Here is a 21,158-nt window from a genome sequence, read left to right as displayed (position 1 = left end):
CAGCCAGGGCGGGGACCGCTCATGAGAGAGTGACGGAATGCGTGCTCGCCGTCTTGTCGCCGTCGCCAGCATGGCGGTCGGCCTGGTTGCCCTCGCCGGCTGTCGTTCCGAACCCGGTGTCGCCGCCTATGTCGGTGACCATGCGGTCACCGAGGATGCGGTCACCGCGATCATCGACGACGCCCGGGTGAACAACCCGGCGCCGACCGAGGAGGACGCGGCCATGCCGGGGCAGCAGCCCCGGCTGCCCGGGCGCAGCGAGGTGGTCAGCGTCCTGGTGCTCAACGAGGTGTGCGAGCGGGTCTCCGCCGCCGAGAACTACCGGCCGCAGAACGTCGTCGATCCCGCGCAGATCGCCCAGGGTGTCGGGATGAACCCCGAGACCGAGTACGTGCGGCGCACCGCCGAGCTGTACAGCTGCCTGTCCGGTATCCCGGTCGGCGAGCCGGTGGCCCCGACCCAGCAGGAGCTGGCCGACCTGGTCGCGGCCGGCAAACGGGCCGGCGCCGTACCGGCCGAGGTGACTGTGGAGCAGGCGGCCAGCCAGCTCGACGGGGAGCAGCTGCGCTACGCCCTGGCCAACCGCAACTCGCTGGCCGAGGCGGTCAAGGCGTACGACGTGACCGTCAACCCCCGTTACCGTCCGCTGGTGTTCCCGGTGTTGAGCTTCTCGGGTGCGACTCCGATCGTCGCGGTGGGCGTGCCGCTGGGTGAGCCCGCCTCCACGGCGGTCACGGACATCTCCACCCCGAAGCCGATGCCGACGGGTCCCGGGGACGAAGGGGACCCCGCGGGTCACGGGCACGGCTGAGCATGCCCCGGATCGTCCTACTGGTGACCTCACCCCGGTTGCCGGCCGGTCTGCTGACGGCAGCCGCCTGGGATGTCGTACGCACCGCTGTGGTGCTGGCCGGGGCGGAGAGTGAGCTGGCCACGGCGATCCGGTCGGCGGGCGGTCAGGTGCGGGTGCCGGACGGCCCGGTGGTGCCGGCGCTGCTGGACGCCGCGGCGGCCCACGACACCGTGGTCTGGTTGGCCGGCCCGGCCGGTGACGAGACCCTGGCCCGGGAACTCGGCCTGCGCCTGGCCCGGCAGCCGGGGCTGGCCGAGCTGGAGCTGATGTACGGCTCCTGGGATCCCCCGGGGGCTCGGCTGCTCGACGCGGTGGCCGTGCTGGACCGGTTGCTCTCGCCCGGTGGTGATCCCTGGAAGCGGGCCCAGACCCACCAGAGCCTGGCCGGTTTCCTGTTGGAGGAGTGCTACGAGGCGTACGACGCGATCGTCGCCTCGGACACCGACGGGCTCCGCGAGGAGTTGGGCGACGTGCTGCTTCAGGTGGTGCTGCACGCCCGGCTGGCCGAGGAGTTGCCCGAGGACGAGCGGTGGACCATCGACGATGTTGCCGGTGGGCTGGTCGACAAGATGATCCGCCGTAATCCGCATGTCTTCGCCGGGGAAGAGGCGGGCAGCCTGGAGGAGATCACCGCCAACTGGGAGCGGATCAAGCAGTCCGAGAAGGCCCGCAAGTCGGTGCTGGAGGGCATCGCGCTGAGCCAGCCCGCCCTGGCCCTGGCCACGCAGATCCTGGACCGCGCCGCCCGCGCCAACCTGACCGCCCCCCTCCCCACCCCCGAGACCCAACCGACTCCCGAACAGGCCCTGGGCGCCACCCTCCTGTCCACAGTGGCTCAAGCGCAGGCCGCCGGCCTGAACCCCGAATCCGCCCTCCGCCACACCACCCTCGCCTACGCGAAAACCCTCCCCGAACCCCCCACTCCGTCGAGTTGATCAAGAAGTTTGCGTCTGGAATCGCGCCCCGGTAGACGCAAACCTCTTGATCAACCGGATGGCGGCGGGGGGTCGGTTCGGTGGGTAGGGTCGGGGGGTGGAACCGTTTGGGGTGGTGGGGGAGCGGATCGTCGAGGCTCTGCTGGTCAGTCGGCCGGGGATGGCCACTGCGGCGGGGGATCATCGGTTCGACGACCGGTTGCCGGATCTCAGTGCCGAGGCCGTGGCCGGGGACCGGGCCATGCTGGTGGACGCCGCGAGTGTCCTGTGCGAGATCGACCCGGAGGCCCTGGAGGTCGACGAGCAGGTGGACCACGCCCTGCTGTCCACCCTGGTCGACCGGCAGATGTTCGAGCTGACCGAGATCCGTGAGCACGAGTGGAACCCCCTCGTGCACAACCCCGGGCCCCTGCTGTACCAGCTCCTGGCCCGGCCGTACGCCCCGGCCGAGCAGCGGCTTACCGCCCTGGTGGGTCGGCTGACGGCCGTGCCGGATGCCCTGGCCACCGCCCGCGCCACCCTGGGCGACATGCCCCGCATCCATGCCGAGACCGCGGTCGGGCAGTTCACCGGCGCGGCGGCGCTGATCCGCGACCAGGTCCCGGCCCTGGTCGACCAGGCCCCCGCCCTGCTGGACCAGGTAGAGCTGGCGGCCACCGGCGCGATCGCCGCCCTGGAGGAGTTCGTCGCCTGGCTGCGCGCCGGTCTTGCGGTAGACGCGGGACCCGGCCGCGATCCGCGACTGGGCCGCCGTCGGTGGGAGGCGAAACTGTGGTACGCCCTGGACACCGAGCTGAGTGCCGCCGAGATCCAGCGTCGGGCCTGGGAGGCCCTGGACCGGATCGGTGAGGAGATCCGCGCGGCCGCGGTCGACCTGGTCGGCGGCCCGGCTGACGACCAGGCGGTACGCCGAGCCCTGGACCTGCTCGCCGCCGAACATCCCGACGACCAGACCATCGTCGACCTGGCCTCGATCACCATGGACGAGGCCAGCGACTTCGTCCGCGCCCACGACCTGGTCACCGTGCCGGAGGACCCGTGCGTGATCCAGGTGATGCCGGAGTTCGCCCGGGGGGTGGCGGTGGCCTACTGCGACGCCCCCGGTGCCCTGGAGGCGGCCGACCTGCCGACCTTCTACTGCATCGCACCCGCCCCGGCGGACTGGCCGGCCCACAAGGTGGACTCCTTCTACCGCGAGTACAACGACCACATGATCCGCAATCTGACCGTGCACGAGGCGATGCCGGGGCACTTCCTGCAACTCGCCCACGCCCGCCGCCACCTGGGCTCCACCCGGGTACGGGCGCTGACCCGATCCGGTCCGTTCGTGGAGGGCTGGGCGGTCTACGCCGAACAGTTGATGGTCGAGCACGGCTTCGGTGGCCTGCCGGTACGCCTTCAGCAGCTCAAGATGCAGCTCCGGATGACCATCAACGCCCTGCTCGACCAGTTGGTGCACGCCGAGGACCTGCCCGAGGCGGAGGCGATGGCGCTGCTGACCGGGCGCGGTTTCCAGGAGGAGGGCGAGGCGGCGGGCAAGTGGCGGCGTGCCCTGCTCACCTCCACCCAGCTGTCCACCTACTTCGTCGGCTACCACGAGGTGGCGCAGATCGCCGCCGCCCGACCCGCCGGGGTGTCGCTACGCGAGTGGCATGACGAGATGCTGGCCCACAACTGCCCGCCGCCGCGGCATCTGCGGACTCTGCTGGGGGTGTGAGGGTCAGGAGCCGCTCTGCCGACGATCCACGATCCCGGCCCCCTTCGGCAGCTCGAAGGCCGCCCCGTCGACCTGCTCCCGGAAGCGGCTCATCGCCACCTCCACGGGCTCGCCGTCGATCCGGCCGGTGAAGCTGCCCAGCGCGCCCTCACCGGTCACGCAGGCGGAGAAGTCCTCGCTGCTCTGCCGTACCTCGACGCAGGTGGCGAGGAGCCCGGCGATGGTGGTGCTGCTCTGGGTGATGACCGTCCCCGGGTCCAGGGCGGCGGCGGTCAGCAGCCCCATCACCATCGGCGGGGTGACCAGACCCTCCCGCTCGGCGGCGGCGTAGACCACCACGGAGGGCTTGCTGTTGACGGCCGGCGGCGCCTCCAGGGTGCAGACCGGGCGCTTGCCCTCGGTCTCGCAGTGGGTGGTCGCCTCGGCGGTGACCGTCAGCTTCCCGCCGGGCCACTCGTACGCGGACCGGGCCGGGTCCTGGGCCTGGGTGATCAGGGCGGTCCGCCCTCCGCCGAGCTGGTACTCCGCCGAGTAGGTCATCTCCAGGGCCCGGTCGATCCGGGCGGCCAGATCATTGACGATGTCGGACCGTCCCATGGCCCGCCCGGCGTCGTCCAGAGCCTGGCATCCGGTGACGGTGAGCAACACGGCGACCGACGCGGCGAGGGTGCGAAGGGTGGTCGAGGCGGCGGACATGGCGACAAGCCTGATCGATCAGGTCCCGCTCACGCAAACTCGTTGCCGGTTGAGGCACGAGAATCCGGGAATGTCCGACCTGCCCCGGCCGCCCAGGACCCGCCCGGTCGCCATGCGGGCAGGCCGGGACCGATACGCTGCGTTCAACACCTGCCTCAGCCGCACCGTCGCGGCCGATACCGGACGAGACCACACAAAGGGAGCGACTCAGTGGCAACCATCGAGGTAATCGAGGCTCGGGAGATCCTGGACTCGCGGGGTAACCCGACCGTCGAGGTCGAGGTCGGGCTGGACGACGGGACGATCTCCCGGGCGGCCGTGCCCTCCGGCGCCTCGACCGGCGCCTTCGAGGCGATCGAGCTGCGCGACGGTGACAAGAGCCGCTACCTGGGCAAGGGAGTGGAGAAGGCGGTCGCCAACATCGAGGACCGGATCGTCGACCAGCTGATCGGCTACGAGGCCAGCGAGCAGCGGGTCATCGACCAGAAGATGCTCGACATCGACGGCACCGACAACAAGGCCGAGCTGGGCGCCAACGCCATCCTCGGGGTCTCGCTGGCGGTGGCCAAGGCCGCGGCCGGCAGCGCCGAGCTGAGCCTCTTCCGCTACCTGGGCGGCCCGAACGCGCACCTGCTGCCGGTGCCGATGATGAACATCCTCAACGGTGGGGCGCACGCCGACAGCAATGTCGACATCCAGGAGTTCATGATCGCGCCGATCGGGGCCCCCAGCTTCCGGGAGGCGCTGCGCTCCGGTGCGGAGGTCTACCACGCGCTGAAGTCGGTGCTGAAGAAGAAGGACCTGTCGACCGGGCTCGGTGACGAGGGGGGCTTCGCGCCGAACCTGCCCACCAACGCCGCCGCGCTGGACCTGATCGCCGAGGCGGTGGAGAAGGCCGGTTACCGGCTCGGTACGGACATCGTCTTCGCCCTGGACGTGGCGGCCACGGAGTTCTTCGCCGACGGCCGCTACACCTTCGAGGGGGTCGCCAAGACCGCCGAGGAGATGAGCGAGTACTACACCAAGCTCGCCGACGCGTACCCGATCGTGTCGATCGAGGACCCCCTGGCCGAGGACGACTGGACCGGCTGGCAGACCCTGACCGCCGCGATCGGGGACCGGGTCCAGATCGTCGGGGACGACCTGTTCGTCACCAACCCGCAGCGCATCGCCCGGGGCATCGCCGAGAAGGCCGCCAACGCCGTACTGGTGAAGGTCAACCAGATCGGTTCGCTGACCGAGACCCTGGACGCGGTCGACCTGGCCCACCGGGCCGGCTTCAAGTGCATGATGAGCCACCGGTCCGGGGAAACCGAGGACACCACCATCGCCGACCTGGCGGTGGCCACCGGCTGCGGCCAGATCAAGACCGGTGCCCCGGCCCGCTCGGACCGGGTGGCGAAGTACAACCAGCTCCTGCGGATCGAGGAGGAGCTGGCCGACGCGGCGCGGTACGCCGGCGCGGGCGCTTTCCCGCGCTACCGTTCCGCCTGAGCCGAAGCGAGACCTCGGGGGAGGGGTGTGATGCAGCAGCGCCGCACGCCGGGTGGTCAGCGTCCGGCCCGCCGGCCGGTCCGCCCCGGCACCGGGCGAGGCGCGGTCCGTGACAGCGGGGTGCGCGCCCAGTCGCGTACCGCCGGTCGCGCACCGTCGGCCGCCCGCGGTGCCGAGGGCGTACGCTCCGCCAAGCGGCCTGCCGCCAGGCGGGCGGCGGCCGGCGGGGTGACCCGGATGGCTGCCCCCCGACCCCGAGGTCTCACCGGCCGCGCCACCGTGCTGATCGCGGTGTTGATCGCCTTGGCGCTGGCCTACACCTATCCGGTTCGGGTCTACCTGGATCAGCAGGCCGACATCGAACGGATGGAGGCCGCCCAGGCGGCCCAGCGCAGACTGATCGCCGAGCTGACCAGCGAGGCCGAGAAGTGGCAGGACGAGGCGTACATCGAGACGAAGGCCCGGGAACGGTTCTTCATGCACCGGCCCGGCGAGAAGATGGTGATCCTGCTGGAGGACCCGGCCGGGGCGGCCCGGGACGCGGGCCGGAGCGGGGAACCGGAGGTACCGGTCGAGCCGGACCCCTGGTACGACACCCTGTGGTCGAGTGTGCGGGCCGCTGACGCCGCGCAGCTCGACCCGACGACCGACTCGCAGTTGGACGAGTGAGCACCGAACGAGAGATGGCACCGTGACTGTCGTACCACCGCCGGAGCCGGCGGCGGCTTCCGTACCCCCACCGAAGCGTGAGCCGGCCACCGAGGCCGACCTGGCGGCGGTGGCCGCCCAGCTCGGCCGCCCGCCCCGGGGGACCCGTGCGGTGGCCCACCGCTGCCCCTGCGGGCTGCCCGACGTGGTGGAGACGACCCCCCGGCTGGCCGACGGCACCCCGTTTCCCACGCTGTACTACCTGACCTGCCCCCGGGCGACGGCCGCGTGCAGCCGCCTGGAGTCGGCCGGGTTGATGCGGGAGATGGCCGACCGGCTGGCCACCGACCCGGAGTTGGCCGCCCGCTACCGGGCCGCGCACGAGGACTACCTGACCCGCCGGGAGGCCATCGCGGAGGTACCGGAGATCGCCGGGATCTCCGCCGGTGGCATGCCCGGCCGGGTCAAGTGCCTGCATGTGCACCTGGGTCACGCCCTGGGTGCCGGGCCCGGAGTCAACCCCTTCGGGGACGAGACCCTCGACCTGGTCGAGCCCTGGTGGGCGGCCGGGCGCTGCGTCGACCTGCCGGAGACTGAGTGAGCGCCGAGGCGACGGTGCCTGACGACATCGTGATCCGGCGGGCCCGTACTGCCGACGTACGGGCCATCCGGCGGCTGGTCGACACCTACACCGACGACCGGCGGCTGCTCAGCAAGGCCACCGTCACCCTGTACGAGGACGTGCAGGAGTTCCGGGTGGCCAGCCGGCTCAGCGACGGCCAGGTGGTGGGCTGCGGGGCCCTGCACGTCATGTGGGAGGACCTGGCCGAGATCCGTACGGTCGCCGTCGACCCCCGCTTCCGGGGCCATCGGATCGGGCACCGGATCGTCGCCGAGCTGATCGGCGCGGCCCGGGAGCTGGGAGTGGCCCGGATCTTCGTCCTGACCTTCGAGACCAGCTTCTTCGCCTCCTTCGGCTTCACCGAGATCGACGGGGCCCCGGTGCCGCACCCCGTCTACGAGCAGCTGCTGCGCTCCTACGACGAGGGTGTCGCCGAGTTCCTCGACCTGGAACGGGTCAAGCCCAACACCCTGGGCAACACCCGGATGCTGCTGCGCCTCTGACCTCGGCGTAACGGGCTGCCCGCCCGGCGTGGCGGGATGCCTGCGAGCCGGGTGAGGTTGCCGCTTCAGGCCCTGTCGAGCTGAGCCGTCTGCGCTCTCGCGGTTCTTCGGGACACGGGTTCGCCAAGTGGGGGTCGGCCGCTGGGCCGACACACGCCGAAGCCCCGCCCAGTCGGGCTTCGGCTGGTCGGGGCTTCGGCGTCAGCGGGCGGTCAGGGGGTCGGGGCGGTCGTCTTCGCCAGCGCGATGAAGCTCGCCCAGGAGGTCGGGGTGAAGGCGAGGGTGCCGCCGTCCCGGTCCTTGGTGTCGCGGACGAGCACGACCCCGGTCAGGTTGTCGGCCACCTCCACGCACGACCCGCCGTTGGTGCCGGAGTAGGTCGACTTGCGCCACCTGGCATCTGTCATGTCCATGTCTGGGCCGCTTCCTTGATCAGGTCGAGGGACTGCCTGCGGGGGAGCGCCTCGCCCCGGACCGCCTCCCAGGTCCGTTGCAGGGCGGCCAGGTCGTCGGTGTGGTTGACGATCTGCGCCCGGACCTGGTGGTCGAGGTGGGCCACCTCTGAGCCGTCGCCCAGAGTGGCGAGGATGAACCCTCCCTGCAACCCAGGGTAGATCCCGGTCTCCTCCGGCACCACGAGGATCTGTACGTGCGGCAGCTCGGTGATCTTGACCAACTGTTCGAGCTGCTCCCGCATGATGTCGGTACGCCCGTTGATGCCCCGCCGGAGCACCATCGCGTCGAGCACCGCCACCACCGGCACCGGCACGTCCCGGGTGAGGATCGCCTGCCGGTCCAGTCGGGATGCCACCCGCTGGTCGATCTGGTCGGGTAGGAGCAGGCCGTTGTCCATCATTCCCCGGGCATACGCCTCGGTCTGGAAGATGCCGGGCACGAATGCAGGCTCGTACCACCGCAGCAGCACCGCCTCGCGCTCCAGCTCGATCCATTCCCGCAGCCACGACGGCGTCTGCTCCAGCTTCGACAACTCCCGCAGCATCCGGCCGAACCGCCCCTCCGCCGCCTCCACGTCGAAGGCCGGATCGTGGGCGCGGTCGACGGCGAGCATGTAGTCCTTCGTGGGTGGTCGGCCGCCGGTCTCGACCGAGCTGACGTGTGAGCCGGAATAGCCGATGACCCGGCCGAAATCGTCCTGACTCAACCCGAGGTGAGCCCGGAGCAGTCGCAGTTCCTCACGTACGTAGTCGATCGCGTTGCCCATCGATTCCTCACCTCTGCCCAATTCCGCCCGACGTCTTGTCAAACCGGCTCTATCGCCGCTGCCACCTGCGCAGATGTCACGAGCACGTATCGACACCCGTGTGGTCCTAGGCAGACTCCCACACATACGGATCTGCTCCTATCCAAGAAGGGACGGGGTGGATTTCGTGTCGGGGCCGCCCTGGACTTCCCCCGTGCCGGGGCGGCCCCTCCCAATCACCGATCCGATGAAGGTCGATGTGCACACCCGGTGTCTCAGCAGTGGCGAACGAATGGTGAATGACGATGATTACTACTCAACTCCTGGGGCCGGGCCGGGGTCCGCACCCTGTGCGCCCGTACGCCAGCGGGACGAACGCCCCACACACCCCGCTGCGGCCGATGTGGTGCTGTCGGGTCGACGGGCAGCCCTGGCCCTGCGCCGAGGCGCGGCTCCTGCTTCGCGTCGAGTTCGACCGGAACGCCGTCGGCCTGGCGATCTACCTAGCCGGCCTGATGTACGAGGCCATGCGCGATCTCTACCACCTCAACCCACACGACGGGCCCGAGCCGATGGCGCTGTTCCACCGGTTCGTCGGGTGGGCGGGACGGGGACGGAGAGCCCGGCGCGACGGGGACGGCGAGTAGGAGTTCGCGGCGCGGTGGCGCTATAGGGTGACCGACGTGACGACGCGTGTGGCCGCCATCGACTGCGGAACCAACTCCATCCGGTTGCTGGTCGCCGACCTGCCCGACCCCTCGGCGGGTACGACCGCACCCCTGGTCGACCTGACCCGGCGGATGGAGATCGTGCGGCTGGGTCAGGGGGTGGACGCCACCGGCCGGTTGGCCCCGGAGGCGATCGAGCGGACCCGGATCGCCTTGACCGACTTCGCCGCCGACATCGCGAAGCTGGGGGCCGAACGGGTGCGGATGTGCGCCACCTCGGCCAGCCGGGACGCCGAGAACGCCGCCGACTTCCGGGCCATGGTGGAGCAGACCCTGGGGGTGCCGCCCGAGGTGGTCAGCGGCGACGAGGAGGCCCGGCTCTCCTTCACCGGGGCGGTGCGCGGGCTGCCCGCCGAGGCCCGGTCGCCGTACCTGGTGGTGGACATCGGGGGTGGCTCTACGGAGTTCGTCGTCGGCAGCCGGGAGGCGGGGGTGCACGCGGCGATCTCGATGGACATCGGCTGTGTCCGGATGACCGAGCGGCACCTGCACGGCGACCCGCCCGGCCTGGACCAGATCGCCGCCGCCCAGGCGGACATCGCTGTCGCGGTGGACCGGGCGTTGACGGCCGTACCGGGCCGCGAGGCGGCCACCCTGGTCGGGCTGGCCGGTTCGGTCACCACCGTGGTCGCGATAGCCCAGGGCCTCACCGAGTACGACCCGAGCCGCATCCACCACGCCCGGGTGTCGTACGACCGGGTGGCCGAGGTGACCGCACAGTTGCTGGCGATGACCCGCGAGCAGCGGCTGGCCATCCCGGTGATGCACCCCGGCCGGGCCGACGTGATCGGGGCCGGTGCCCTCGTCCTCCGCGTGATCATGGAGCGGGCCGGCCTGGACTCGGTGGTCGCCTCCGAGCACGACATCCTCGACGGCATCGCCTGGAGTCTCGCCGGGACTCCAGGATAGGTGGTTCTTCCTGCTCACAGGCGGCATGATTTCCGCATGGTCACCACGGTCAATCTGCCGGACGGGCTGCACGAGCGGCTTGAACAGTTCGCTGCGCAGGAGCATCGTTCAATGAACGCCATCATCGTCGTGGCGGTCGAGGAGTACGTCTCGGCGCGCAGTCGCCGTGCCCGCGTACGGGACCTTGCGCGGGAGGTGGCCGAGCGCGACGCCGAACTGCTGCGGCGGTTGTCGGAGTGACCAGCTACCTCGAAGGCGACGGCCTCATGGAGATCGTCCTGATCAGGCTGAGACTCGTGATGTCGGTGGTCGGTGGCACTCTGACGGAGGGTCTCCGACATCGCCCGCGAACTCCGCAAGCTGCGCGTCTGACCGCCGCACGACCTTCCTCGCAGCCCATCGACGGCATCGCCTGGAGTCTCGCCGGTTGAGACATCTTCCGCAGCAGCCAGCGCGGATGCGAACAGGAGGTGTATGCCACTGTTCCGGCATCTTCCGGCGGGAGGTGACCGCGTGGCAGGCTACCGGCACGTAGGACCACTGGGCGACCAGCCAACGATGACTGACCGCTAGGAGGACGGGCCGATGGGCGAAATGGTTACCTACCGTGGTGGTGGCGGTACGCATGAGGGTTACCTCGCGATACCGGCCACCGGCACGGCCAGCCCTGCCGTCATCGTCATCCAGGACTGGTGGGGGCTGGCGCCGCACATCCGGTCGGTGGTGGACCGGTTCGCCGAGGCGGGCTTCGTGGCCCTGGCCCCGGACTTCCGGCGCGGGGAACCGGCCGGCAAGCCGAGCGAGCCGCAGCAGATGCTGAACGGGCCGCAGATGGACGAGGCGGCGCGGGAGATCGCCGCGGCCGCCGAGTACCTGGCCGGCCGACACGAGGTGACCGGCAAGATCGGCTGCGCCGGGTTCTGCGCCGGGGCCAGCCTGGCCCTGTGGGCCGGGAACTTCTCCGAGCGGATCGTCGCCACGACGGCCTTCTACCCCCGCCTGCCCTGGGAGGGGATGCGGTCGGAGTGGCCGGACTACGCCGGTAAGGACGCCCTGGTGCACTGCTCCGAGGCGGACGGCACCTCGGCCGACCCGGGGGTGCAGACCGTACGCCGGGCCATCGAAAACGCCGGTGGCACCTGCAACCTGCACGACTACCCGGGCACCGCGCACGCCTTCTTCAACGAGGACCGGCCGGAGCACTTCGACCAGCGGGCCGCCACCAGTGCCTGGGCCCGCAGCCTGAAACTCTTCCGGGCGAAGCTTGGCTGACTCGCGTACCCCCGCCGAGGTGGTCGCCCGCGCCGCGCGGGCGACCGACCTGGCCGACCTCGACGCGGCGGTCAGCGACTGTTACGCCTGCCCCCGGCTGGTCTCCTGGCGGGAGGAGGTGGCGCGCACCAAGCGGGCCGCCTTCCGGGACCAGGAGTACTGGGGCAGGCCGGTGCCCGGGTTCGGTGACCCGATGGCCCGGATCGGCATCCTCGGGCTGGCCCCGGCGGCGCACGGCGGCAACCGCACCGGGCGGATCTTCACCGGTGACCGCTCCGGTGACGTCCTCTTCGCGGCCCTGCACCGCGCCGGCCTGGCCAACCAGCCCACCAGTGTGGCCGCCGACGACGGGCTGGCCCTGCAGCACACCCGGATCTTCGCGGCCGTCCGCTGCGCCCCACCGGACAACAAGCCCACCCCCGCCGAGCGGGACACCTGCGCCCCCTGGCTGCATCGGGAGGTGGCGATGATCCGACCGACCCTGCGGGTGGTGGTCGCCCTGGGTGCCTTCGCCTGGGCCGCGTGGTGGCCGGTGTCCCGGGAGGTCTACGGTGTCGCCGCGCCCAGCCCGCGACCCTCGTTCGGCCATGGGGCACACTGGTCCGGCACGGCCGTACCGGAACTGCTCGGCTGTTACCACGTCAGCCAGCAGAACACCTTCACGGGACGACTGACACCAGGAATGCTGGACGATGTGTTCACCGAGGCGAAACGACTGGCCGAGGTGGACTGAGGCTGCGGGGTGGTGGCGATGACGGACAGGACCCCTGACCTGCCCGGCGTACGCCCCGGTGGCCCGGAGGTGGACCGAATGGACCTCGTACGCAGGTGGTGGCCGGTCGCGGTGGTGGCCGCGTTGCTGGCTGCCGTGGCGCTGGCCGCCACCAATTCCTCCATCGGAGCCAGCCGGATCCCGCCCGCCGTGCAGGACGCTCCCTTCGTGCTGGAGTACCCGACCGGCGATCCCAGACCCTCCATTCCGGCCGAGCCGCGGCAAGCCGCCGAGCAGGCCAGCACGGCCCTGCCCACCTGGCTCGGCACGGTGGCCGTGGTGCTGCTGGGGATGGCGCTGCTGGCCGCCCTCAGCTATCTGGGGTGGAGTGTGATGCGGTCGGTGGCCCGGCGGGTCACCCGACGGCTGCCGGTCGGGGTCGCCCGACGCGACGCCGAGGGCACCGCCCGGGAGGTCGTCGCCGCGGTCGACGCCGGTCTGGTCGAACTGGACGATCGCTCCACCGACCCCCGGACCGCGGTGATCGCCTGCTGGGTACGCCTCGAAGAGGCAGCCGCCGCGGCCGGGGTGCCCCGGCTGGCCGGCGACACCCCGACCGACCTGGTCACCCGACTGCTGCGCGGCGACCCCTCCGCCGGTGTGCCGGCCATCGTCAGCGCCGATGTGCTGGCCGAGTTCGCGAACGTCTACCGGGAGGCCCGGTACGCCACCCGGCCGGTCGACGAACACACCCGCGACCAGGCGCGGGCCGCCCTGCGCCGGTTGCGCGGTGAACTCGCCGCCACGGTCGAACAGGTGACGACATGAGCAGCACCAGCATCGACGACCTGCTCAGCTTCGACGAGGACCGGTCGGTCCAGCCCGAGCAGCGCCCGGCCGGGTGGCTACGGACGGTCGCCACCTTCCTCGGTGTCGCCGCCGCCGGCACGGTGGTGCTCGTCGCCGGGCTCCGCGCGGTCGGCCTGCGGGTGTCGTTGCTGGTGCTGGTGGCTGCGGTGGTCACCCTGCTGCTGGTGCGTCGCATCGTCGTCCTGCTGGCCCCGCCGCCGAGATCCGCGCGGTCCACCTCAGGCTCCGGTGGCGAGGAGGACGGCATGTACAACTGGGACGCCCGGGACGCGTTGCGTAGCGCGATCAACCGTTGGGAAGTGCCGCTGGAGTGGACGAAGTCCCGCCCGGAGCGGTTCACCGGGCTGGTCCTGCCCCGGCTGGCCGAACTGGCCGACGAGCGGCTCCGCCTCAAGCACGGCGTGACCCGTGAGTCGGACCCGACCCGGGCCCGTGCTCTGCTGGGTGATCGCCTGTGGATGTTCCTGGAAACCCCGCCTCGCCGTACCCCCTCACCGCGCGACCTCGCGGTGATCGTCGCCGAACTGGAGAAGATCTGATGAACGACACCGCCCGGACCATGCCCCCCACCGAGGTCGGTCACCTCGCCCGGGCGGTACTGGACGCGGTGGGCCAGGTCGTGGTCGGCAAGCGGGACGCCCTGGAACTGGTGCTCGCCGGCATCCTCGCCGGTGGCCACGTGCTGCTGGAGGACCTGCCCGGCCTGGGCAAGACCCTCACCGCCCGGTGCTTCGCCCAGGCGCTCGGGTTGGACTTCCGGCGCCTGCAGTTCACCCCGGATCTGTTGCCGGCCGATGTCACCGGCTCCTTCCTGTACGACCAGCGCAGCGGGGACTTCGCCTTCCGGGCCGGGCCGGTCTTCACCAACCTGCTGCTCGCCGACGAGATCAACCGGACTCCGCCGAAGACCCAGTCCGCCCTGCTGGAGGCGATGCAGGAGAAGCAGGTCTCGGTGGAGGGGGTGACCTACCGGCTCGACGAGCCCTTCCACGTGCTGGCCACCGCCAACCCCATCGAGTACGAGGGCACCTATCCGCTGCCGGAGGCGCAGCTGGACCGGTTCCTGTTGCGGGTGTCCTTCGGATATCCGCCCCAGGAGGAGGAGTGGGAGGTGCTGCGCCGTCGGATGGCCCGCCGCCGCGAGGAGGCCGAGATCAAGCCGGTGGTCGACGCGGCGACCCTGCGGGCCATGCAGGGGGCGTTGGAGGACGTCACCGTGGAGGATTCGGTGGGCCGCTACATGGTGGCTCTGACCGCGGCCACCCGCGAACATCCCTCGGTGCTGGTCGGCGCCTCGCCGCGCGGCTCGTTGGCGTTGCTGCTGCTGGCCCGGGTACGGGCGGTGCTCTCCGGCCGGGACTTCGTGGTGCCGGAGGACGTCAAGGAGGTGGCGGTGCCGGCCCTGGCCCACCGGATCACCCTGCGGCCGGAGATGTGGCTGCGTCGGGTCGACCCGTCCTTCGTGGTCGGTGAGGTCCTCGACCAGACCCCGGCACCGGCCAGCGGGGCACTGCCCAGCTACGCCGCCGGGCGGCCGGGGGTCTGACCCGACGTGAGGCTCGCGGATCGATCGGCACCGGCCAACTGGGCGCCCACCTCGGCGCTCGGTCGGGCGGTGCTGCTCACCGGCCTGCTGCTGGTCGCGGCGGTGCTGCTGGGCCGGGTGGACCTGATCGTGCTGGCCGCCCCCTTCGCCCTGGGCACGGCGTACGCGCTGCGCCATCGCCCCACCGAGCTGCCCCGGGTGTGGGTCAGTGTCGTCGAGGGACACCTGGTGGAGGGGGGCGAGCTGGTCGGGCGGGTCAGCGTCGGCAACCCGGACGCGACACCGTACGACGTGGCCGTGCTGCGTACCCGGGTCTCGCCCTGGCTGCGCATCGACCAGGCCGCCCTGGCCGGTGGGGCGGTCAGCGGGCGCAGCGGCGACCGCCGTTCGGTGACCGACCGGCCGTTCGTCACCTCGGTGGAGCCGGACACCGCGGTGGACCTGGAACTGACCGGCACCGCCCTGCGCTGGGGGCGGCACCCGTTCGGCCCGGCCGGGGCCCGGGTAGCCGCCGCGCAGGGCCTGCTGGTCTCCCGCGCGGTGATCGCCGAACCGGTCGTCAACCGGGTGTACCCGAAAACCGAGCCCTTCGAGGCGGTCAATGCGATGCCCCGGGCGGCCGGCCTGGTCGGCGCGCACCACTCCCGGCGGGCCGGGGAAGGCGGCGAGTTGGCCGGGGTACGCGTCTTCGCCCCCGGCGACCGGCTCCGCCGCATCGACTGGCGGGTGTCGCTGCGGGCCCGGCAACTGCACGTGGCGGCCACCCTCTCCGACCGGGACGCCGAGGTGATCGTCCTGCTGGACGTGCTGGCCGAGGCGGGCCGCTCCGGCGGCGTCGCCGGCGCGGCCACGGTGCTGGACACCACCGTCCGGGCCGCCGCCGCCATCGCCGAGCACTACCTGCATCGGGGCGACCGGGTGGCCCTGCTGGAGTACGGCCCGAGCGCCCGGCGACTGCGTCCGGCCACCGGGCGGCGGCAGTACCTGACCGTCCTGGAATGGCTGTTGGACGTCAAGGCCCAGCATTCCCCGCACGAGCCGTACGACCAGGTCTTCGGCTCGCAGTTGCTCTCCGCGGACGCCCTGGTGGTGGTGCTCACCCCGCTGCTGGAGGAGCGGTCCGCGCAGATGCTGGCCCGGCTGGCCCGTTCGGGGCGGTTCGTGGTCGCCGTGGACACCCTGCCGGCGGACCTGTCGCCCCCCAAGGACCGGGGCTGGGCCGAGGTGGCGTACCGGCTGTGGCGGCTGGACCGGGACACGATGATCGCGCAACTACGCGAGCACGGGGTGCCGGTCGTACCGTGGGCCGGCGCCGGCAGCCTCGACCAGGTGCTGCGTGATGTGGCCCGCCTGGCCGCCGCCCCCCGGGTAGGTGGCCGGTGAGCGCGAGGAATGCAGCGCAGCGGAGTCCCGCAGTCGCGAACGGAGAGCCAGCTCAGTGATCGGAAGCCTCACTGGTCGGATCCGCACGTTGCAGACGGTGGCGAGCCGGATCGCGCTGGCCCCGGTGCTGATCCGCCTCGGGATCTTCGTCAGCTCGCTGGCGGGGCTGCTGCTGGCGTACCCGGCCGAGGTCGTCGCGGGGCAGGCCCTGCTGCCGTTGCTCGCGGTCGCGGCCCTGCCCGCGCTGGCGCCGCGCCGGTTCTGGCCCACCTTCGCCGCGCTGGTCACCGTCGGAGGCTGGTTGATGGCCACCGACGGGTACGACCGACCGGTCGCCCTGTGGCGGCTGATGGCCGTGGCGGTGCTCCTCTATCTCACCCACACCCTGTGCGCCCTGGTGGCGGTCCTGCCGTACGACGCGGTGGTGGACCCGGACCTGATCGTGCGTTGGCTCACGCGTACCGGCTGGGTGTTGCTCGCCACTGCCGTGCTCGGGGTGCTGCTGCTGGAGGTGGGCCGGATCGGTGCGGGCACGGCCGGCTGGCAGTCCGTCACGATCGCCGGTCTCGTGGTGGCTCTCGGGGTGACCGCGTGGCTGGCCTGGCTGCTGAAACGCCGGTGACCTGAGGGGCTTGAGGGGCCTGTGGGACCGTCCGGCACCCGTGCCCGAAGTGCGGTCGATTGACTGAGTAGCCCAGATCACAGGGAGGTTGTGCTCGGTCACAGAAGGCGGCTGTGAGCGGGATTAGCGCCGTCGCTGGGGGAAAGATGGTAGGCGTGAATCCGAAGCGGATCCTTGTGGTGGGTGCCGGGCATGTCGGTCTCTACGCGGCGCTGCGCCTGTCGAAGAAGCTGAGTTCCCGTGAGGCTGAGGTCGTCGTCGTCGACCCCCAGCCGCACATGACGTACCAACCCTTCCTGCCGGAGGCGTCCGGGGGCAACATCTCTCCGCGACACGCCGTGGTGCCGCTGCGTCGGGAGTTGCGCAAGTGCACGGTAGTGGCCGGTGCGGTCACCCGCATCGAGCACGACCGCAAGATCGCCACCGTCCAGCCGATCGTGGGCCCGCCCCGGGAGATCGCGTACGACCATGTGGTCGTCGCCCCCGGCTCGGTCTCCCGCACCCTGCCGATTCCCGGGCTGCACGAGCACGGCATCGGCTTCAAGACCATCGGTGAGGCCATCTACCTGCGCAACCACGTGCTGGAGCAGTTGGATGTGGCCGCCGCCACCACCGACCCCGAGGTGCGCCGCCGGGCACTGACCTTCGTCTTCGTCGGTGGCGGGTACGCCGGCATCGAGGCCCTGGCCGAGATGGAGGACATGGCCCGCGACGCGCTGCGGTACTACCCGGAGCTGAAGACCTCGGACATGCGGTGGGTGCTGGTCGAAGCCACCCAGCGGGTGCTGCCCGAGGTCGACCGGGACATGGGCGCCTACACGGTGCAGCAGCTGCTGAAGCGGGACATGGACATCCGGCTGGACACCCGCCTGGAGTCCTGCGTCGACGGGGTGGTCAAGCTCTCCGACGGGGACAGCTTCGCATCCGACACCATCGTCTGGACCGCCGGGGTGAAGCCCGCACCGATGCTGGACGCCACCGACTTTCCCCGCGACGAGCGGCGTCGGGTCACCTGCCTGCCGACCCTTCAGGTGGTCGACGGCGACCGGATCGTCGAGGGCGCGTGGAGTGCCGGGGACTGCGCCGCTGTACCGGACCTGACCAAGGCACCGGGCAACTACTGCTCGCCGAGCGCCCAGCACGCCGTACGGCAGGCCCAGCGGATGGCCGACAACATCGTGGCCGTGATCCGGGGGCGGGAGCCGGTCGCCTACAAGCACAAACACGCCGGCAGTGTGGCCAGCCTCGGCCTGCACAAGGGGGTGGCCCAGGTCTACGGCATCAAGATGACCGGTTGGCCGGCCTGGTTCATGCACCGCACGTACCACATGAGCCGGATTCCGTCGTTCAACCGCAAGATCCGAGTCGTGGTCGACTGGACCCTGGCCTTCGTTCTCAAGCGCGAGGTGGTCGCCCTGGGTCAGCTGCACGACCCCCGCGAGGATTTCGCCGAAGCCTCCCGCAAGTAAGGAAGGGCCCCTTCTTAACGTCTCACGTAGAGGAGGGGTCCCCTCTTAACGCCTGCCCCCTGTGCTGCCTCGTTGCGGCCGGGGGCAGCGCGTTGACGTGCGTCGTTCCGAGTTCGGGCCGGAGCGGCCAGCACACGGGACGTCGTACCGGCCGGGAAACCGCTACCGTGGCACTGCACCGCGCGTACTACGCGTCGGGGTCACCCGCCCGGGTGGTGGAACGGCAGACACGGCCGCCTTAAAAGCGGCTGCCGAAAGGCGTGCGGGTTCGACCCCCGCCCCGGGCACCTCGGCACCTGTCGGAGGACGGGTCACCGCGCCGGACGATGCCGGCTGACGGGCACGCGGGAGCACGAGTCGCTTCAACCCCCGCTTCAACCGCGCGGTCCGCTGCTGCGACAGCAGGGCCAGTGCGGTGCCGGCGAGCATGGTGGCGGCGGCGGCGAGCCAACTCGCGCTGTTGCTCGGCAAGATCGGCAAGGCCCACCACTTGGGCTGGTTGGTCACCGCGTCGAAGCCGAACCAGTCGAACGGGAACAGCGCCGCCAGTGGAAACACCCAGGCGAGGCGCCGCCCCAGCAGGCGTCCCGAGACCAGGGCGAGCCCGGTCCAGAACACCAGATTGCGGATGGCCGGCGCCGCTGCCGACTCCGCGGCACCCAGGAAGAGGCCCGTCGCCTGCAATCCGGCTGCCATGAGCAGCGCGCAGGCCAGATAGCACGTCAAGATCATGCGGGACGTACGTGGTGCCGCAATCTCGAAGTCGGACATGTCGGAGGCGAGCCCCGTCGCGATGGCCGCGCCGGCGGGTATGGGAATCAGGACCCAGAGCGGCATCGAGATGGAACCGTCGCCGGAGACCGATGGCAGCGCCACATCCAGGGTGCCCCATACGCCGGCCACCACTGCGCTGGCGACCAGGATGGCGACGACGCCGAAGGGCCGGCGACACTTCAGGAACAGCGCCAGTTCAAGAAGGCTAGGCACAACGTGTCTCCCGGATCTGCTGGACCCGGTCGCTCGCCCAGGCCATCTGCTCGGCCTCAGGAAGTGCGAGCACTCGTTCCAGTTCCGCCTCGTCGAACTCGAAGCCGCCGTGCACGTCGTCAGGCTTCGGGCCGACCGCCCGCGCGACCAGCCACTCCTTCAACTCGATTGTGAGGGTGAGGTTGTGTTCGAGCTGCGGATCGGGCGGAAGTTCGCAGGAGCGCGTCCCGAACGTCTCGTTCAAGATGACGGACGTCATCCCGCGAGCCGCCGCCCATTCGCCCAGCACCAGTGCGAAGTCGCTGTTGGAGCGCATCGGCGCCCGGAGTCCTTCCTCGTAGAAGGTGTCCGGCACCGTCACGGCGCCGCTGAGCGCGCCGAGCCGATCCGCGATTCGCTGCATGGCAGCCAGGTGGATCTGATGTTCGGGCCAGATGCACACCCGGGGCGCGCCCTCCGAGCAGAGCGGTGACGGGGCCGGCCGCTCGGAGCGCAGCGGGCCCGCAGTCAGGACGCTGGCGACCGCGACAACCGCAGCCAGCCCCAGGGTCACAGCCGACCAGCTCTTCTTGATCGTGCCGGAGTTCGTCCCAGCCGTCGTGGTCACCGCGGGCAGAAGCACGGCGGCCAACGCCAGCGCCACCGCCAACGCGGCGCGTGTCACCAGCGGCAGAGGCTCGATCTGGAGCTGCGGGGGACCTGACAGCAGCGACAGTTCGAGCCAGGGGAGGAAGCCGACGAAGATGAAGACGACCACCGGGGCGAGCAGCGCAGCGACGGCCCGATTGCGGACCGTCCGGCCGAGAAGGTGTCCCGTGGCCGTGCTGACGAGAAGGAGAACCAAGCCCAGAAGAAGGTAGCTCGGCCAGAGGAATCCAGGCACGTCGCGTCTGGCCGTGATCACGGCGGCGATCCCGATTCCCAGGGCGAACGGCGCCAGGCCGTATGTGGTCGACGCCGCGAGTTGAGCGGCCTCCCTTTGCCAGGCCGGTCGCGCCGAGGCCGAAAGCTGCTCGGCGGCGCCGCTGCGCCAGATGCGCCCGGCGGCCCAAGCCGCGCCCGCGGCCAGGAACAGGGCAATATAGAAGATCGGCAGTTGCGCGGCGGCGCTGGTCTGGGACCAGACTCCGATCCACTCCGTCGAGCGACCGAACAGCATGGCGGCGTCGACGAAGAGGAGAAACGGCAGCCACCAGCGCAGCGGTGACCTGCGTAGCTCGTACCAGAGGACGGACATCATGCGGCCACCGCCGAACCTTCGAGGACCGCGGTGTAACCACGTTCCAGCGCGGTGTCTCCGGCTGCACCGGGTGTGGCGGCCTCGGCCAAGGCGGTAGGAGTGCCACGGAAGAGGAATCGTCCCTCAGCCATGACGATCGCCTCGTCGCAGACGGCAGCTACATCTTCGACCAAATGTGTGCTCAGGATTACGGTGGCGTCCCTGAGGGAGCGAATGAGTTCCCGGAACTCAAGACGTTGAGCCGGGTCGAGCCCCACGGTCGGCTCGTCGAGCAGCAGAATCGCCGGATTACCTACGATCGCCTGCGCCAGGCCACATCGACGCAGCATCCCACCCGACAATTTCTTGAGCTTGGTTTTCTGGCGGTCCGCCAGATGCACTTGGGTTATCGCACGTACAGTCGCCTCATGCGCCTCCGACGTCGGTAGCTCCCGAAGCCAGGCGCAGTACCGTACGAACTCGTACACCGTGAACTCGCCGAAGTATCCGAAATGCTGTGGCAGATAGCCGATGCTGCGGCGGGTCCGCCGCACGTCGGACGTGCTTCGTACGGGGTTTCCGCAAATCCGAATCTCGCCCTGAAACGGCGGCATCACGGTGGCGAGCGTACGCAGCAGCGTGCTCTTGCCCGCACCGTTGGGACCGAGCAGTCCGTAGATGCCCGAGTCGAGCGAGAAGTCGATGTTGGAAACCACGACCTGACGCCCGTAACCCTGGGTCAGTCCGACGGCCTCGATAGCAGGTGTCATCG

The 21,158-nt window shown here is 70.8% G+C and carries 23 protein-coding genes and 1 tRNA gene; 19 read left to right on the top strand and 5 right to left on the bottom strand.

Going from position 1 to position 21,158, the window contains the following annotated elements; all coding sequences use genetic code 11:
* The first annotated feature begins 37 nt into the window (after window positions 1-37).
* From OIE53_RS18040 to OIE53_RS18030, 3 genes are all read left to right on the top strand, one after another.
* Window positions 38-811: a hypothetical protein gene (locus OIE53_RS18040; protein WP_327022708.1), complete on the top strand. Its 774-nt coding sequence runs from the start codon at window positions 38-40 to the stop codon at window positions 809-811.
* 2 nt (window positions 812-813) lie between these two features.
* Window positions 814-1,788, top strand: coding sequence for a nucleoside triphosphate pyrophosphohydrolase (locus OIE53_RS18035; protein WP_327022707.1), 975 nt, complete (start codon window positions 814-816; stop codon window positions 1,786-1,788).
* Between the two features lie 97 nt (window positions 1,789-1,885).
* Window positions 1,886-3,505, top strand: coding sequence for a DUF885 domain-containing protein (locus tag OIE53_RS18030; RefSeq protein WP_327022706.1), 1,620 nt, complete (start codon window positions 1,886-1,888; stop codon window positions 3,503-3,505).
* A 3-nt stretch (window positions 3,506-3,508) separates the two neighbouring features.
* Here OIE53_RS18030 and OIE53_RS18025 read toward each other — a convergent pair whose 3' ends face one another.
* The gene (locus OIE53_RS18025; RefSeq protein ID WP_327022705.1) at window positions 3,509-4,201 is read right to left on the bottom strand and encodes a hypothetical protein; all 693 of its coding nucleotides are present in this window, start codon (window positions 4,199-4,201) and stop codon (window positions 3,509-3,511) included.
* Window positions 4,202-4,411: 210 nt separating this feature from the next.
* Here OIE53_RS18025 and eno point away from each other — a divergent pair, with 210 nt between their 5' ends.
* The 4 genes from eno to OIE53_RS18005 are packed head-to-tail and all read left to right on the top strand — an operon-like array spanning window position 4,412 to window position 7,468.
* On the top strand, window positions 4,412-5,695 hold the full coding sequence (gene eno / locus OIE53_RS18020) for a phosphopyruvate hydratase (protein ID WP_327022704.1): 1,284 nt from the start codon (window positions 4,412-4,414) through the stop codon (window positions 5,693-5,695).
* 30 nt (window positions 5,696-5,725) lie between these two features.
* Complete coding sequence (locus OIE53_RS18015) at window positions 5,726-6,364, top strand: FtsB family cell division protein (protein WP_327022703.1); 639 nt, start codon at window positions 5,726-5,728, stop codon at window positions 6,362-6,364.
* A gap of 22 nt (window positions 6,365-6,386) precedes the next feature.
* The gene (locus OIE53_RS18010; protein WP_327022702.1) at window positions 6,387-6,944 is read left to right on the top strand and encodes a DUF501 domain-containing protein; all 558 of its coding nucleotides are present in this window, start codon (window positions 6,387-6,389) and stop codon (window positions 6,942-6,944) included.
* On the top strand, window positions 6,941-7,468 hold the full coding sequence (locus OIE53_RS18005; RefSeq protein WP_327022701.1) for an amino-acid N-acetyltransferase: 528 nt from the start codon (window positions 6,941-6,943) through the stop codon (window positions 7,466-7,468). Before OIE53_RS18010 ends, OIE53_RS18005 begins: the two co-directional genes overlap by 4 nt.
* Window positions 7,469-7,680: 212 nt before the next feature.
* Here the strand turns inward: OIE53_RS18005 and OIE53_RS18000 are convergent, their stop codons facing one another.
* Both OIE53_RS18000 and OIE53_RS17995 read right to left on the bottom strand, forming a co-directional pair.
* A complete protein-coding gene (locus tag OIE53_RS18000; protein WP_327027262.1) occupies window positions 7,681-7,875 on the bottom strand; it encodes a DUF397 domain-containing protein in 195 nt (64 codons plus the stop codon).
* Entirely contained in the window at window positions 7,872-8,690 is an 819-nt protein-coding gene (locus OIE53_RS17995) for a helix-turn-helix domain-containing protein (RefSeq protein ID WP_327022700.1), read from the bottom strand. Before OIE53_RS17995 ends, OIE53_RS18000 begins: the two co-directional genes overlap by 4 nt.
* A gap of 284 nt (window positions 8,691-8,974) precedes the next feature.
* Here OIE53_RS17995 and OIE53_RS17990 point away from each other — a divergent pair, with 284 nt between their 5' ends.
* From OIE53_RS17990 to OIE53_RS17935, 12 genes are all read left to right on the top strand, one after another.
* The gene (locus OIE53_RS17990; RefSeq protein WP_327022699.1) at window positions 8,975-9,316 is read left to right on the top strand and encodes a hypothetical protein; all 342 of its coding nucleotides are present in this window, start codon (window positions 8,975-8,977) and stop codon (window positions 9,314-9,316) included.
* 48 nt (window positions 9,317-9,364) lie between these two features.
* Window positions 9,365-10,306 carry a Ppx/GppA phosphatase family protein gene (locus tag OIE53_RS17985; protein WP_327027261.1) on the top strand — a complete coding sequence of 314 codons (942 nt, stop codon included), beginning with the start codon at window positions 9,365-9,367 and terminating at the stop codon, window positions 10,304-10,306.
* A gap of 36 nt (window positions 10,307-10,342) precedes the next feature.
* Complete coding sequence (locus OIE53_RS17980) at window positions 10,343-10,546, top strand: ribbon-helix-helix domain-containing protein (RefSeq protein ID WP_327022698.1); 204 nt, start codon at window positions 10,343-10,345, stop codon at window positions 10,544-10,546.
* A 345-nt stretch (window positions 10,547-10,891) separates the two neighbouring features.
* Entirely contained in the window at window positions 10,892-11,578 is a 687-nt protein-coding gene (locus tag OIE53_RS17975) for a dienelactone hydrolase family protein (protein ID WP_327022697.1), read from the top strand.
* Window positions 11,571-12,311: a uracil-DNA glycosylase gene (locus OIE53_RS17970; protein WP_327022696.1), complete on the top strand. Its 741-nt coding sequence runs from the start codon at window positions 11,571-11,573 to the stop codon at window positions 12,309-12,311. Before OIE53_RS17975 ends, OIE53_RS17970 begins: the two co-directional genes overlap by 8 nt.
* Window positions 12,312-12,329: 18 nt before the next feature.
* On the top strand, window positions 12,330-13,118 hold the full coding sequence (locus OIE53_RS17965; protein ID WP_393337568.1) for a DUF4129 domain-containing protein: 789 nt from the start codon (window positions 12,330-12,332) through the stop codon (window positions 13,116-13,118).
* Entirely contained in the window at window positions 13,115-13,699 is a 585-nt protein-coding gene (locus OIE53_RS17960) for a hypothetical protein (protein WP_327022695.1), read from the top strand. The genes OIE53_RS17965 and OIE53_RS17960 overlap by 4 nt, the downstream gene beginning before the upstream one ends.
* On the top strand, window positions 13,699-14,706 hold the full coding sequence (locus OIE53_RS17955) for an AAA family ATPase (RefSeq protein ID WP_327022694.1): 1,008 nt from the start codon (window positions 13,699-13,701) through the stop codon (window positions 14,704-14,706). The genes OIE53_RS17960 and OIE53_RS17955 overlap by 1 nt, the downstream gene beginning before the upstream one ends.
* A 6-nt stretch (window positions 14,707-14,712) precedes the next feature.
* Window positions 14,713-16,089 carry a DUF58 domain-containing protein gene (locus tag OIE53_RS17950; protein ID WP_327022693.1) on the top strand — a complete coding sequence of 459 codons (1,377 nt, stop codon included), beginning with the start codon at window positions 14,713-14,715 and terminating at the stop codon, window positions 16,087-16,089.
* A 58-nt stretch (window positions 16,090-16,147) separates the two neighbouring features.
* The gene (locus OIE53_RS17945; RefSeq protein ID WP_393337691.1) at window positions 16,148-16,711 is read left to right on the top strand and encodes a hypothetical protein; all 564 of its coding nucleotides are present in this window, start codon (window positions 16,148-16,150) and stop codon (window positions 16,709-16,711) included.
* Between the two features lie 155 nt (window positions 16,712-16,866).
* A complete protein-coding gene (locus OIE53_RS17940; RefSeq protein WP_327022691.1) occupies window positions 16,867-18,180 on the top strand; it encodes an NAD(P)/FAD-dependent oxidoreductase in 1,314 nt (437 codons plus the stop codon).
* Between the two features lie 206 nt (window positions 18,181-18,386).
* Window positions 18,387-18,467: transfer RNA gene (locus OIE53_RS17935), tRNA-Leu, on the top strand.
* Window positions 18,468-19,159: 692 nt separating this feature from the next.
* On the opposite strand, the gene OIE53_RS17930 is transcribed toward OIE53_RS17935, so the two are convergent.
* Together OIE53_RS17930 and OIE53_RS17925 are read right to left on the bottom strand one after the other, a co-directional pair.
* A complete protein-coding gene (locus tag OIE53_RS17930; RefSeq protein WP_327022690.1) occupies window positions 19,160-20,407 on the bottom strand; it encodes a hypothetical protein in 1,248 nt (415 codons plus the stop codon).
* Window positions 20,404-21,156 (bottom strand): ABC transporter ATP-binding protein, encoded by a 753-nt coding sequence (locus OIE53_RS17925; RefSeq protein ID WP_327022689.1) that lies wholly within the window; start codon window positions 21,154-21,156, stop codon window positions 20,404-20,406. The genes OIE53_RS17930 and OIE53_RS17925 overlap by 4 nt, the downstream gene beginning before the upstream one ends.
* Window positions 21,157-21,158: the final 2 nt, after the last annotated feature.

Origin of the sequence: Micromonospora sp. NBC_01739 (assembly GCF_035920385.1) — a bacterium.
Taxonomy (GTDB): Bacteria; Actinomycetota; Actinomycetes; order Mycobacteriales; family Micromonosporaceae; genus Micromonospora.
This window is presented reverse-complemented; position numbering and strand designations above follow the sequence as displayed.